Consider the following 12842-nt stretch of genomic DNA (forward strand, 5'->3'; position numbering starts at 1 on the left):
TTGGTCGGCACAATCTCGAAGAGCGTGCGGACCAAGGTCCGCACCCACCCGAATCAATCAACCGCGCGCGGCCCACCACACACGCAGCAGCGTGCGCACCGGGGTGGCCTCGATCGGCTTGCCCGCAGCCTGTGCGGCCACGCGGGCGCGCGCCAGGCTTGACCAGACGCGGCGCGGGCGCGGGCCCGGCACACGGGTGCCCCAGCCCTTCAGCAGATACTGCGCCCAACGCTGCGCGGCCGTGCCGGCGTCCTCATCCAGCAGGCTGCGCGGTACGCCCGCCACGCCGGCATCCTGCAGACGCTGGGCCAGGGTCTGCAGCTGCACCGCACGACCGGCACCGGTACGCGGCTTGTCGTTGAACAACGCCGCTTCCACCGCCGCCACCGCGTCGGAATAGTTGGCCAGTGCGCGTTCGGCGCCGGCCGCATCCAGCGCGACCGTGCGCGCTTCAACCAGATCCGGCAGCGCCTCGGCCAGCTGCGCCCACGGTGCACGCGCCGGCTCCAGCAGGCGACCCAGCGGGTGGCGCGAACGATGCGCAGCCCAGCTGCGCAGTTCCTCGCCCCACCAGGCCAGCTTGGCGTCGGCCGGCAACGGATCGCCGCCGGTGTTGAGCATGTCGTCGAATTCCTGCAGCAGCGCGAACCACGCGACCGCGATCTCGCGTTGCGATTCGGCCACGAACGGCGCGGCCACCGACCATTCCGGCCAGCGGCTGCGCCACTTGTCGAGGAAACTGTCCAGCGCGGTACTGCTCACTACGTCATTCCTTACGGCTGGGCCGGGGCTGCCGGCCGGGTCGGCCAGAGGCTGGCCAGTTGCAGAAGTCCGGCGTTCTCGACAAGCACGTCGGCCTGCCAGGCCAGCGGGTCGTCACTGTGCAGGCGGTAGCCCCACAGCGCCGCCACCGAGGGCATGGCGGCGGCACGCGCGGCGAGGATGTCGCGCTCGTCGTCGCCCACGTACACGCAATCTTCGGCGGTAATGCCGATGGCCTGTGCGGCGTGCAGCAGGGGCAGCGGATGCGGCTTGCGTTCGGCCAGCGTGTCACCGCCGACCAGCACCGCGCAGCGCTGCTGCCAGCCGTACTGCGGCAGGATCAGGCGCGCCAGGTACTCCGGCTTGTTGGTGACGATGCCCCACACCGTACCGGCCTCATCCAGTGCCGCCAGCATGCCGGCCACGCCATCGAACAGCACCGCATGCTGGCCGATCAGCGCTTCGTAGCGCTGCAGGAACTCCGGGATCAGCGCATCGCGCGCGGCGGCATCCAGTTCCGGGAAGGCCGCCGACACCATCGCCCGCGAACCCTTCGACACCACCGGGCGCAACAGCGCCGGATCGATCGGCGCACGGCCCCGCTCGGCCAGCATCGCATTGCAGGTGGCGACGAAGTCCGGCGCACTGTCCAGCAGGGTGCCATCCAGGTCGAACAGCACCGCGCGCGGGAAGCCGGCCGTGGTCATGCCGGCTTGACCGCGTAGGCCAGGTAGTTGATGTCGGTGCGGCTGCTCAGGCGGGCATGGTTGCGCCACGGCTCGTAGGCCATGCCGCTGACATCCACCAGCTGCATGTCGGCCTCGCGCAGCCAGCGCGCCAGTTCGGCCGGCTTGATGAATTCCTGGTAGTGGTGGGTGCCCTTGGGCAGCAGCCGCGCCACGTATTCGGCACCGACGATGGCCACTGCGAAGGCCGCCGCGGTGCGGTTGATGGTGGACAGGAACAGATGGCCACCCGGCTTCAGCAGGCGCTTGCAGGCCTCGATGATCGCGCCCGGGTCGGGCACGTGCTCAAGCATTTCCATGCAGGTGACCACGTCGAAGCTGCCCGGCTGCTCGGCGGCCAGGTCCTCGGCGGCCTGCACGCGGTAATCGACCGTGGCGCTGCTTTCCAGCGCATGCAGGCGCGCGACCTTGACAAGTTCCGGGGCCAGGTCGATGGCGGTGACGTCGGCACCGGCCTGCGCCAATGCCTCGCTCAGCAGGCCACCACCGCAACCGATGTCGAGCACGCGCGCACCGCGCAGTGGCACGCGGTCGGCCACGTACTTCAGCCGCACCGGGTTCAGCGCATGCAGCGGCTTCTGCGGGCCGTCAGCGTCCCACCAGCGGTTGGCCAGCGCGGCGAACTTGTTCAGCTCGGCCTGATCGAAATTGGAAGAAGCGTGGGGGGCAGTCATGAGGGAGTCCTTGCAGCGCCAAGGTTCAGGCGCGGATATGACGGATGCGCTCGCGCCACTGGCGCGCGTTGGCGATGATGCCCGGCAGGTCCATGCCGACCAGCTCGCGCTGCACCAGCTTCGGCTTGCCGGCAATCCAGACATCGCTGACCTGCTGGCGGCCGGTGGCGTAGACCAGCTGCGACAGCACGTTGTGCAGCGGCTGGGTTTCCAGTGCGGACAGGTCGACGCAGACCAGGTCGGCCTGCTTGCCGACTTCGATCGAGCCGATGCGGTCACCGAAGCCCAGCGCGCGCGCACCGCCCAGCGTGGACGCACGCAGCGTGGTGGCCGCATCCAGCGCGGTGGCATCGTCGGCCACGGCCTTGGCCAGGATCGCCGCGGTGCGGTTCTCGCTGAACATGTCCAGGTCGTTGTTGCTGGCGCAGCCATCGGTGCCGATCGCCAGGTTCACGCCTGCGCGCTGCAGGGCGCAGGCCGGGCAGAAGCCGGAGGCCAGCTTCAGGTTCGATTCCGGGCAGTGCACCACGCTGACGCCGCGCTCGGCACACAGGTGGATTTCCGCATCGGTCAGCTGGGTCATGTGCACCGCGATCAGGCGGTCGTTGACCAGGCCAAGCCGGTCCAGCCGCGCCAGCGGGCGCTGGCCGTGCAGCTTGATCGAATCGGTGATCTCCTGCGCGGTCTCGTGGGTGTGCAGGTGCACCTGCATGTCGAGCTGGTCGGACAGCATCCGCACCCGCTCGAAGTTGGCGTCGTTGACGGTGTACGGCGCATGCGGCGCGAACGCGGTGCCGATCAGCGGATCGGTGCGCCACTGGTCATGCAGTTCACCGGCCTTGGCGAAGTACTCGTCGTCGGTCTTGGCCCAGGCGGTGGGGAAATCGATGATCACCGCGCCGACCAGCGCGCGGAAACCGTGCTTCTTGTAGACCGCGGCCTGCACGTCACCGAAGAAGTAGTTCTCGTTGGCGCAGGTGGTACCACCACGCAGCATCTCGGCGATGGCCAGCGTGGTGCCGTCGGCGACGAACTCGGGGCCGATCACCGCCGCTTCCACCGGCCAGATGTGCTGCTGCAGCCAGGTCATCAGCGGCAGGTCGTCGGCGACGCCGCGCAGCAGGGTCATCGGGTTGTGGGTGTGCGCGTTGACCAGGCCCGGCATCAGCGCGGCCTCGGGGCGGCTGACCACCTGGGCGGCGCGGAAGCGCGCGCGGGCCTCGGCGCGCGGCAGGATGGCCACGATCTCGCTGCCACGCACGGCGACGGCATGGTCCTCCAGCACCACCGCATGTGGCTCGATCGGAACGACATAGCCGGCTTCGATGAGCAGGTCGCAGGCTTCGGGGAGGTGCGGGCTATCGCTCATGCGGGCTCACTGGCTGGGGGGGGGTGGCGGGCCTACGATCCATCGGGGATGGATCGTGGTCATGGCGCCGGGCGATGCCCGGCGCCGTCCCGCAGCCCTCGAGGCCGCGGGGTTGCCGGCCAGCGGCCGGCACTACAGTAAGGTCGGACTACGGCCGGAACCTTATTTGACACGTGCGGAGTATTCGCCCGAACGGGTATCAACCTTGATGATTTCATCCTGGTTGACGAACAGCGGCACGCGGACCACGGCGCCGGTTTCCAGGGTGGCCGGCTTGCCGCCGCCGCCCGAGGTGTCGCCACGGACGCCCGGATCGGTTTCGGTGATCTTCAGTTCGACGAAGTTCGGCGGCTGCACGAAGATCGGCTCGCCGTTCCACAGGGTCACCACGCAGGACTCTTCGCCCTTCAGCCACTTCTCGGCGCCGCCCATGCCGGCCTTGGTGGCCTGGACCTGCTCGAAGGATTCCGGGTCCATGAAGTGCCAGTACTCGCCGTCGCTGTACATGAAGTTCATGTCGGTATCGACGACGTCGGCTGCATCCAGCGAGTCGGTCGACTTCATGGTCACTTCCTGGGTACGGCCGTCCTTGATCAGGCGGTACTTCACGCGGGTGAAGGCCTGGCCCTTGCCCGGCTTGACGTATTCGGTGTCGATGATGACAGCCGGTTGGTTGTTGACCAGGATCTTCATCCCGTTCTTGACGTCGTTCATGCCGTAGCTGGCCATGCGTAAACTCCTGAGTGGCAAAAACGCCGCGGGTGCGGCGAGCCGTTAGAATGGAAAGCCCACCGAAGGCCGGTGGGCGACAGTTTTTCTGCCCCCATGATAACCGCAGGCCCCCTCTCCATGCAGCTTTCCGCCTTCCCCCGGCCCCAGTCGCCAGGCGCGCCCGCGCGCTGGCAGCAGCTCTGGCGCCAGGCGCTGCGCGACCCGCACGCCCTGCTGGCCCGGCTGCAGCTGGACCCGGCCGCGCTGGGCGTCTCGGAAGCGGCCATCGCCCAGTTCGCGCTGCGCGTACCCGAGGGCTTCGTGGCCCGCATGCGCACGGGCGACGCCGCCGACCCGCTGCTGCGCCAAGTGCTGCCGATCGACGAGGAAATGCGCCCGGCGCCCGGGTTCAGCTTCGATGCGGTGGGTGATGGTGCGGCCAAAAAGGCCACCGGGGTCATCCAGAAATACCGCGGCCGCGCCCTGCTGGTCGCCACCGGCAGCTGCGCGATCAATTGCCGCTACTGCTTCCGCCGCCACTTCGACTACGGCGCGGAGAATGCGGCCAAGGGCGGCTGGCAGGAAGCGGTCGCCGCCATCGCGGCCGATCCGGACATCGACGAGGTGATCCTGTCCGGCGGCGACCCGTTGTCGCTGGCCACGCACAAGCTGGTCGAACTGACCGACGCACTGCGCGCGATCCCGCACATCCGCCGCCTGCGCATCCACAGCCGCCTGCCGATCGTGCTGCCCGAACGCGTGGACGAGGAACTGCTGGCCTGGCTGGGCAGCCTGCCGTGGCCGCTGGCGATCGTGGTCCACGCCAACCATGCCAATGAATTCGATGCCAACGTGGACGCGGCGATGGCGCGCCTGCGCGGTACGGGTGCGCAGCTGCTGAACCAGGCGGTGCTGCTGCGCGGGGTCAACGACAGCGTGCAGGCCCTGCAGGACCTCAGCGAGCGCAGCTTCGCCGCCGGCGTGCTGCCCTATTACCTGCACCAGCTGGACAAGGTGGAAGGCGTGGCCCACTTCGAAGTGGACGATACCCAGGCCAAGGCGCTGATTGCCGGCCTCACCGCACGCCTGTCCGGTTACCTGATCCCGAAGCTGGTGCGCGAACTGCCTGGCGATCCGAGCAAGCGCCCGGTGTAAGAGCACTACCGGGGTCAGATCCCTTTTCCCGCGGGAAAGGGATCTGACCCCCGCACAACGTCAATCTGTCAGACGCCCGATTCGATCATGCGTACCACTTCGGTGGCGGTCACCGGGTGGCTCAGCCAGTAGCCCTGGCCGAGGTCGCAGCCACGCTGGGCCAGCAGCTCGAACTGCGCCTGCTGCTCGATGCCTTCGGCAACCACGGTGATGCCCAGTGCGTGGGCCATCGCGATGATCGCCGTGGTCAGTGCCAGGTCGTCGGGATCACGCTGCATGTCGGCCACGAAGCTCTTGTCGATCTTCACCCCGTCCACCGGCACCTGGCGCAGATGGCTGAGCCCGGAGAAGCCGGTGCCGAAATCATCCAGCCAGACCTTCACGCCGGTCCGGTGCAGCTTGTCCAGCAGCTGCGCGGCGACCATTTCATCGCCGATCACCGCGGTCTCGGTCAGCTCCAGGTGCAGGCGCGAAGCCGGCAGCCCGGACTCATGCAGGCACTGTGCGACCAGCGCCGGCAGTTCGCCGCCCCGCAGCTGCCGCGGCGACACGTTGACCGACACGAACAGGTCGTCCCCGGCCACCCCGCGCGGCCACTGCGCAGCCTCCATGCACGCAGCGCGCAGCACCTTCGGGCCGATGATCTCGATCAGCCCGCTCTGCTCGGCCACCTCGATGAATACCGACGGCGGGATCGTGCCCAGGGTCGGATGCTGCCAGCGCAGCAGCACCTCGACACCGACCATGCGGCGGTCGCGCATGCGGAAGATCGGCTGGTAGGCCAGGCGCAGTTCGCCGCGCTCCCAGGCCCCGCGCAGTTCCTGCTCCATGTGCACGCGGCGCTCGACCGCATGGTCCATCGCCCGGCTGTAGTAGCGGTAGCAATTCTTGCCGGCCATCTTCGCCTGGTACATGGCGATGTCACCGTTCTTCAGCAGCGTGGTCGCATCCGCCGCATCGTCCGGGAACAGGGTCACGCCGATGGACGTGCCAAGGAACAGCTCCCGGCCCTGCACCACCAGCGGTTTGCCCAGTTCGCGTACCAGCACTTCGGCCAGCAGCCGCGCGTTGGCAGCAACGTCACCGTCGCCAACCAGGATCACGAATTCGTCGCCACCGAAGCGCGCCAGCAGGGCCTCGTCGCCACCGGCTTCGGTCACCGCACGGCCGATGCGCTGCGCGAACTGCAGCAATGCTTCATCGCCGGCTTCATGACCGAGGGTGTCATTGACCCGCTTGAAATCGTCGATGTCGGCGAACAGCAGGCCCAGCCGATGGTTGGACGCGCGCGCGGCCATCAACCGATGGTCAAGTGCCTCGCGGAAGGCCAGTCGATTGGTCAATCCGGTCAGCGCGTCGGTGTAGGCCATGTGCCGCACTTCGCGGTCATGGCGGGCGATCGCATCGCGCATGCGGGCAAAGCCACGCACCAGTTCGCCCACTTCGTCATCGCGGGTGTTCTCCGCCAGCGGCGTCTGGTAGTCGCCGGCCTCGATGCGGCGGGCGGCCGCGGCCAGATCGCGGATCGGCGCGACCAGGGTCCGCTGCACGTACAGGATCACCACTACGCCGATCACCACCAGCAGGCCCAGCATCAGCAGCAGCCAGCCCAGATGACGGCTGCCGGCCTGCTGCAGGCGTTCGCCGAGGGTGGCATTGGCGGCCTGCTCGCGCTGTTGCACCTCGTCGAGCGCCATGCCGACGCGGACACCGCCGATGCGCTGGTTGCCGATCATGATCGGCATCGTGTTGTCGAGCACTTTGGGCGATTCCTGCACCACCAGTGCCTGTGCGGCGGCGGCCTTGGGCGCCAGCGGGTCGGCCATCTGCTGGCCGAAGCCGGCGACCTCGATCGAGCCGTCATGCACCAACCGCCCACGTTCGTCGAACACCAGGACATAGCGCACCACCGGCTGCCGCGCGGTACCGCGCACCAGTGCGCCGACCTGGTCCAGGTCGCGGTAGTACAACGGGTTGGCCAGCGAGTCGGACAACTCGCGCGCCATCGCCTCGCCGCGGCTGCGCACGCTGCGGTCGAACAGTTCGTGGATGACACCGCCACTGAGGCTGCGCACCTCGCCCTGCATCGCCGTCTGGCGCCCCAGCAGCACTGCCAGGATCGCGACCACCACGACCATTGCCCCGCCCATCGCCAGCAGGAACCGGGCCTGCATTCCAGAGCCGAGCCACTTCATTCCACTTCCATCCGCACGCGCGTCAATCCTTGTTTCAATTCATCCAACCGCTGCTGCGCATGCGCATCGACACGGTGGAAACCGGAAGTGCCAAAAAACCGATGCAACGCTCCCTGCGCCCGCGGGTCGCTGGCCGCCTGCAGCAGCACTTCCTGCAGGCGATCGCGCACGCGCGGATCAAGGTCGGAGCGGACCATCTCCACCGCACGCGGGTACGGCTCGGTGCGCAGCAGCTCGCGGAAGTCGCGCCGGAACGCGGCCGGCACCCGCCGCTCGTCGTTCCAGTCCACGCTGCTCACCGCGCCTACGTCGACCACCCCCTTGTGCACGAACGTCGCGATGTTCAACTCGCTGCGCGCGAACACATACCCCACGCTGTCCCGCCCCGGCATGTCCCAGTCGCCGGCCAGGATCTGCGGCGACAACCCCTCCTGCAGCAAGGTCATCACCGGCACCAGGTAGGCGCTGGTGGACGCCGTGTTCTGCAGCGCCAGGCGATGCCCAGGCAGGTCCCGCATGCGCTGGATCGGGCTGTCGTTGCGCACGAAAAACACTGTCTGGTACTCGCGCACGCCATTGCGTTCGGTCAGCAGCAAGGGCCTTGCGCCGCTGCGCTGGCCCAGCGCCACCGCCGTGCCCGCCGTTTCCGTGACCCAGTCGACCCGCCCCCGCCGCAGATAGCTGGCCATCTGCTGCGGATCGCGCGCCATCAGGATCCTCCCCTCCCTGATGCCGACGTCGTGCATGCGGGCCACCACATAATCCAGCAGGGGCTGCAGCTGCTCGTAATGGGCCTTGGGATCATCGCTGATCCGGCCCAGCACCAGCACCGGGTCCGGCGCTGCACGCACCGTCCCGGCCAGCAGGACCATGGCCAGGCTCAGCAGTGCCCCCTGCATTGCCTTTCGCAGACCCGACACAGGCTTCATCCCCCCTGGGTATCCAGACAGACTACCCGAAAAAATGAGAACGTCGTCAGCTGTCCTTGCTGCCCGCCTGCGCCAGTCGCGCCATGCGCTGGGTGTCGGCGAGGATGCCGCGCAGCAGGCGCACTTCCTGCTCGCTCGGCTCGCTGCGCAGGAACAGGCGGCGCAGCTTGCGCATCGCCGATTCCGGGGCGCGGCCCTTGTGGAAATCGATCTCGTCCAGGGTATCGCCAAGCTGGGCGAAGAAGCTCTCCATCTGCTCATGGCTGGCCACCTGCTCGCGGAAGCCCGGCTCTGCCGCGGCCGCCGGCTGTGCGCCCAGCAGCTGCATGCGCGTTTCATAGGCCAGCACCTGCACGGCCGCGGCCAGGTTGAGCGAGCTGAACTCCGGATCGGACGGGATGTGCACCGCGGCGTGGCAGAGCTGCAGTTCCTCGTTGGTCAGGCCGGTGCGCTCGCGGCCGAACACCAGCGCCACTTCGGCGCCCTCGCTTGCCTTGGCCACCGCACGCGCAGCGGCGTCGGCCGGCAGGTACTCCTCCAGCTGGACGCGTCGGGCCCGGGCGGTGCAGCCCAGCACCAGCCGGCAGTCGGCCACCGCCTCGGCCAGGGTGGCCACCACCGGGGCGTCCCCCAGTACGTCTTCGGCACCGGCCGAGCGGCGGAAGGCCTCCTCGTCCAGTGGCTTTTCGGGGGCGACCAGCACCAGGCGGGCCAGGCCCATGGTCTTCAGGGCGCGGGCGGCAGCCCCCATGTTGCCGGGGTGCTGGGTACCGACCAGGACGAATCGGAGGCGGGTGGCGGCAGGAAACTGGGACATGAACAGGGAAAAGGTCGAGCTGGACGATGACCAATGGTAAACTGTGCGGCCGGCCACTGCGCCGGACCTGCTCTTTTCCCCCGCCAGTCCATCTCTTCTGCCTTTCCGGGAGCCCACGCCATGCAGAAACCCGCCGTCACCGTCATGGTCAAGGCCGCCCGCCTCGCCGGCAACGTCCTGTTGCGCAACATCAACAAGCTCGAGGCACTGAACGTGGTGCAGAAGGGCCGGATGGACTACGCCAGCGAAGTGGATGCGGACGCGGAAAAGGTCATCGTCAAGGAACTCAAGCGCGCCTACCCCGAATACGGCATCTTCGGCGAAGAAGGCGGCGTGCAGGGCGAACGTCGCCAGATGTGGGTCATCGACCCGCTCGATGGCACCAGCAACTACCTGCGTGGCGTGCCGCACTACTGCGTGTCGATCGCGCTGGTCGAGAACGGCGAACCGACCGATGCGGTCATCTTCGACCCGCTGCGCAATGAGCTGTTCACTGCCAGCCGTGGCGCCGGTGCCGTGCTGAACGACCGCCGCATCCGCGTGGCCGACCGCAAGGACCTGGACGGCACCATGATCCACACCGGCTTCGCCCCGCGCGAACGCGCCCGCGCCAGTGCCCAGCTGAAGGCGGTCGACGCCCTGCTGGTGCACGGCGAGGACATCCGCCGCACCGGTTCGGCCGCGCTCGACCTGGCCTACGTGGCCTGCGGCCGTGCCGACGCCTACTTCGAGGCCGGCGTGAAGGCGTGGGACATCGCCGCCGGCCTGCTGCTGGTCCGCGAAGCGGGCGGCAAGGTCTGCGACTTCAAGGGCGCGCCCCTGGGCCGCATGGACAACCGCGGCCCGGAGACCCACCAGATCGTCGCCGGCAACCTGAAGGTGGCAGAGTCGCTGCAGAAGGTGCTGGTGAACACTGGCTACGCCGCCGAGTTCGACGCGAAGTTCTGATCTGCGCATAGTCGCGGTTCATGGAGACGGCACCTGCGAGGTGCCGTTTTCGTTTGTGCGCTGGGAGATTCGTTTCCGCGACCGCGGAGGGGTGTCACTTTCTTTGCGCGCAAAGAAAGTAACCAAAGAAACGCTCCGCCAGCCGCGAGCCGTCGCTACGCGCCGGTACCCTGCGCTTCTCGGCGAATCAGGGGACGGCGCCGAACTCGCTGCGCTCAAACACCGGCGCCTCTTCGCCCCTGATTCACCTGCGATGCTCGGCTCGCTCAAGGCGGACTGGAAGGTCAAGATCAACGGCAACAGCATCCACGCATGGCGTGGACCTACTGGGTGCAGCTGTGGCATTTGACCTTGGGTCCGCCTTGAGCGAGCCGAGCACCGCAGGTCCGGCGAGGGCGAAGAGGTGCGGGTGTCTGAGCGCAGCGAGTTCCCGCACCGCCCCTCGACGGACCGAGGAGCGCAGGGTACCGATGCGCAGCATCGGCTCGCGCCCCGGCGGCGTGTTTCTTTGGTTACTTTCTTTGCACGAGCAAAGAAAGTGACACCCCTCCGCGGTCGCGGAAATGACTCTCGTCGGCGCACAAACAAAAACGCCCGGCGCGGGGCCAGGCGTTCCTGCACTACCGTGAAAGCACGGAGGCTTACGCCACCGTCGACGCCCGCAGCGCGGCGATGCGCTCTTCCAGCGGCGGGTGGCTCATGAACAGCTTCTTCGCCGTCGAACCGGCAATACCGAACGCGGCAATCTGGGTCGGCAGCGTGCTCTGGCCGTGGTTGAGCTGCAGGCGCTCCAGCGCGGCGATCATCTTCTGGCGGCCGGCCAGCGAGGCACCGCCGGCGTCGGCGCGGAACTCGCGGTGGCGCGAGAACCACATCGAGATCATGGTGGCGAACAGGCCGAACACCATCTCCAGCACGAACACGATGATGTAGTAGGCGAAGCCGCGGCCGCCGCCTTCGCGGTTGCCCGACAGCGCGCTGTCGATGATGCCGCCGACCACGCGGGCCAGCACGATCACGAAGGTGTTCAGCACACCCTGCAGCAGCGCCATGGTGATCATGTCACCGTTGGCGACGTGGGCGATCTCGTGGCCCAGCACCGCTTCGGCCTCGTCCTCGCTCATGTTGTGCAGCAGGCCGGTGGACACCGCCACCAGCGCGTTGTTGCGGTTGGCACCGGTGGCGAAGGCGTTGATCTCCGGGCCCTCATACACCGCCACTTCCGGCATGCCGATGCCGGCGGCCTTGGCCTGGCGCTCGACGGTGGCCAGCAGCCAGCGCTCGGTCTGGTTGCGCGGCTCGGTGATCACCACCGCGCCGGTGGAACGCTTGGCCATCCACTTGGACAGCAGCAGCGAGATGAAGGAACCACCGAAACCGAAGATGCCGGCCATGATCAGCAGGCCGCTCATCTTGCTGGGATCGGTTCCCAACAGCGACATCACGATGCTGGCCAGGATCAGCACGGCAAAGTTCGTGGCCAGGAAGAGGGCTATACGGGTGAACATGGGAAAATCCGGCTCGGAAAGGGTCGATATCGGTCAATTTGCGGTGTGGTCAGCTTGAATTCAAGCGCCAACCTGACCGACGATTCAGCCAGCATGACCTCCCCTATTCCCACCGGGCGTTTCGCGCCCTCGCCGACCGGCCTGCTCCACCCCGGATCCCTGCTCGCCGCGTTCGGCAGCTGGTTGCTCGCCCGCCATCACGGCGGCCTGTGGCGTCTGCGCATCGAAGACGTCGACCCGCCGCGCACCGTACCCGGTGCAGCGGATTCGCAACTGCAGGCACTGGCCGCGTTCGGCCTGGTCCACGATGGTCCGATCCTCTGGCAGAGCACCCGCGGCGGGGCCTACCAGGCCGCACTGGATGTGTTGCTGGCCAGCGACCTGGCCTTCATCTGCCACTGCAGCCGCAGCGAACTGGCCGCCAGTGGCGGCATCCACCATCGCTGCGTCGCGCGGCAGGCTCGACCGGACCCCGCCGTCCGCTTCCGTGTACCGGCCGGCAGCGTCGTGCAGTTCGACGATGGACTGCGCGGCCCGCAGCAGCAGGACGTGCATGCCGAAGTCGGCGACTTCGTGCTGCGCCGTGCCGACGGCTGCTGGGCCTACCAGCTGGCGGTGGTGGTCGACGACGCTGCGCAGGGCGTGACCGAAGTGGTGCGCGGCGCCGACCTGCTCGACTCCACCGCGCGGCAGATCCTGCTGCAGCAGGCACTGGGGCTTGCGGTGCCACGCTACTGGCACCTGCCGCTGCTGCTGGACGCGCCAGGCCACAAACTCTCGAAGTCGCTGGCGGCGCTGCCGGTGGACAGTGCGCGCCCGCTGCCGGTGCTGCGCCAGCTCTGGCAGCTGCTCGGCCAGGCCCCTGCGGCGCTGGAGCAGGCACACGATCTGGATGCCCTGCTGGCCTCGGCGCAACGGGCCTTCGACCCGGCGCGCCTGCCGCGCACCGACATCCTGTTGCCGCCCGGCGCACTTTCCACGCCGATGTTGCAGAATCCCCCTTCCCCCACCTGATACCCGGACAGCAT

Annotated in this window: 12 protein-coding genes; 3 read left to right on the forward strand and 9 right to left on the reverse strand. The window is 68.1% G+C overall.

Translation table 11 applies throughout. The features are described 5' to 3' along the window. Positions 1-57 precede the first annotated feature (57 nt). The 5 genes from K5L94_RS15280 to efp form a co-directional block, all read right to left on the reverse strand. Positions 58-762 (reverse strand): squalene/phytoene synthase family protein, encoded by a 705-nt coding sequence (locus tag K5L94_RS15280; RefSeq protein WP_053450323.1) that lies wholly within the window; start codon positions 760-762, stop codon positions 58-60. An 11-nt stretch (positions 763-773) separates the two neighbouring features. Then, complete coding sequence (locus tag K5L94_RS15285; protein WP_053450324.1) at positions 774-1469, reverse strand: phosphoglycolate phosphatase; 696 nt, start codon at positions 1467-1469, stop codon at positions 774-776. Continuing rightward, entirely contained in the window at positions 1466-2182 is a 717-nt protein-coding gene (gene ubiG / locus K5L94_RS15290; RefSeq protein ID WP_274510816.1) for a bifunctional 2-polyprenyl-6-hydroxyphenol methylase/3-demethylubiquinol 3-O-methyltransferase UbiG, read from the reverse strand. The genes K5L94_RS15285 and ubiG overlap by 4 nt, the downstream gene beginning before the upstream one ends. Before the next feature lie 25 nt (positions 2183-2207). Beyond that, positions 2208-3551, reverse strand: coding sequence for a TRZ/ATZ family hydrolase (locus K5L94_RS15295; protein WP_006457248.1), 1344 nt, complete (start codon positions 3549-3551; stop codon positions 2208-2210). A gap of 162 nt (positions 3552-3713) precedes the next feature. After that, positions 3714-4280 (reverse strand): elongation factor P, encoded by a 567-nt coding sequence (efp, locus tag K5L94_RS15300; protein WP_006457340.1) that lies wholly within the window; start codon positions 4278-4280, stop codon positions 3714-3716. 96 nt (positions 4281-4376) lie between these two features. Between efp and epmB the strand changes: the two genes are divergently transcribed. Further along, positions 4377-5417 carry an EF-P beta-lysylation protein EpmB gene (epmB, locus tag K5L94_RS15305; RefSeq protein ID WP_271262377.1) on the forward strand — a complete coding sequence of 347 codons (1041 nt, stop codon included), beginning with the start codon at positions 4377-4379 and terminating at the stop codon, positions 5415-5417. 68 nt (positions 5418-5485) lie between these two features. Here the strand turns inward: epmB and K5L94_RS15310 are convergent, their stop codons facing one another. The 3 genes from K5L94_RS15310 to K5L94_RS15320 are packed head-to-tail and all read right to left on the reverse strand — an operon-like array spanning position 5486 to position 9358. Next, the gene (locus tag K5L94_RS15310; protein WP_053511835.1) at positions 5486-7612 is read right to left on the reverse strand and encodes a putative bifunctional diguanylate cyclase/phosphodiesterase; all 2127 of its coding nucleotides are present in this window, start codon (positions 7610-7612) and stop codon (positions 5486-5488) included. Beyond that, entirely contained in the window at positions 7609-8541 is a 933-nt protein-coding gene (locus K5L94_RS15315) for a phosphate/phosphite/phosphonate ABC transporter substrate-binding protein (RefSeq protein ID WP_414554549.1), read from the reverse strand. Before K5L94_RS15315 ends, K5L94_RS15310 begins: the two co-directional genes overlap by 4 nt. A 46-nt stretch (positions 8542-8587) precedes the next feature. After that, positions 8588-9358 (reverse strand): RNA methyltransferase, encoded by a 771-nt coding sequence (locus K5L94_RS15320; RefSeq protein WP_004153813.1) that lies wholly within the window; start codon positions 9356-9358, stop codon positions 8588-8590. A 120-nt stretch (positions 9359-9478) separates the two neighbouring features. Here K5L94_RS15320 and K5L94_RS15325 point away from each other — a divergent pair, with 120 nt between their 5' ends. Continuing rightward, on the forward strand, positions 9479-10306 hold the full coding sequence (locus K5L94_RS15325) for an inositol monophosphatase family protein (RefSeq protein WP_274510818.1): 828 nt from the start codon (positions 9479-9481) through the stop codon (positions 10304-10306). 641 nt (positions 10307-10947) lie between these two features. Here K5L94_RS15325 and htpX read toward each other — a convergent pair. Beyond that, the gene (htpX, locus tag K5L94_RS15330) at positions 10948-11814 is read right to left on the reverse strand and encodes a protease HtpX (protein ID WP_049457138.1); all 867 of its coding nucleotides are present in this window, start codon (positions 11812-11814) and stop codon (positions 10948-10950) included. A 93-nt stretch (positions 11815-11907) separates the two neighbouring features. On the opposite strand from htpX, the gene gluQRS reads away from it, so the two are divergent. Then, entirely contained in the window at positions 11908-12828 is a 921-nt protein-coding gene (gluQRS, locus tag K5L94_RS15335; RefSeq protein ID WP_053450330.1) for a tRNA glutamyl-Q(34) synthetase GluQRS, read from the forward strand. Positions 12829-12842: the final 14 nt, after the last annotated feature.

The sequence above is a fragment of the Stenotrophomonas forensis genome, assembly GCF_028752115.1.
GTDB classification, from domain to species: Bacteria; Pseudomonadota; Gammaproteobacteria; order Xanthomonadales; family Xanthomonadaceae; genus Stenotrophomonas; species Stenotrophomonas forensis.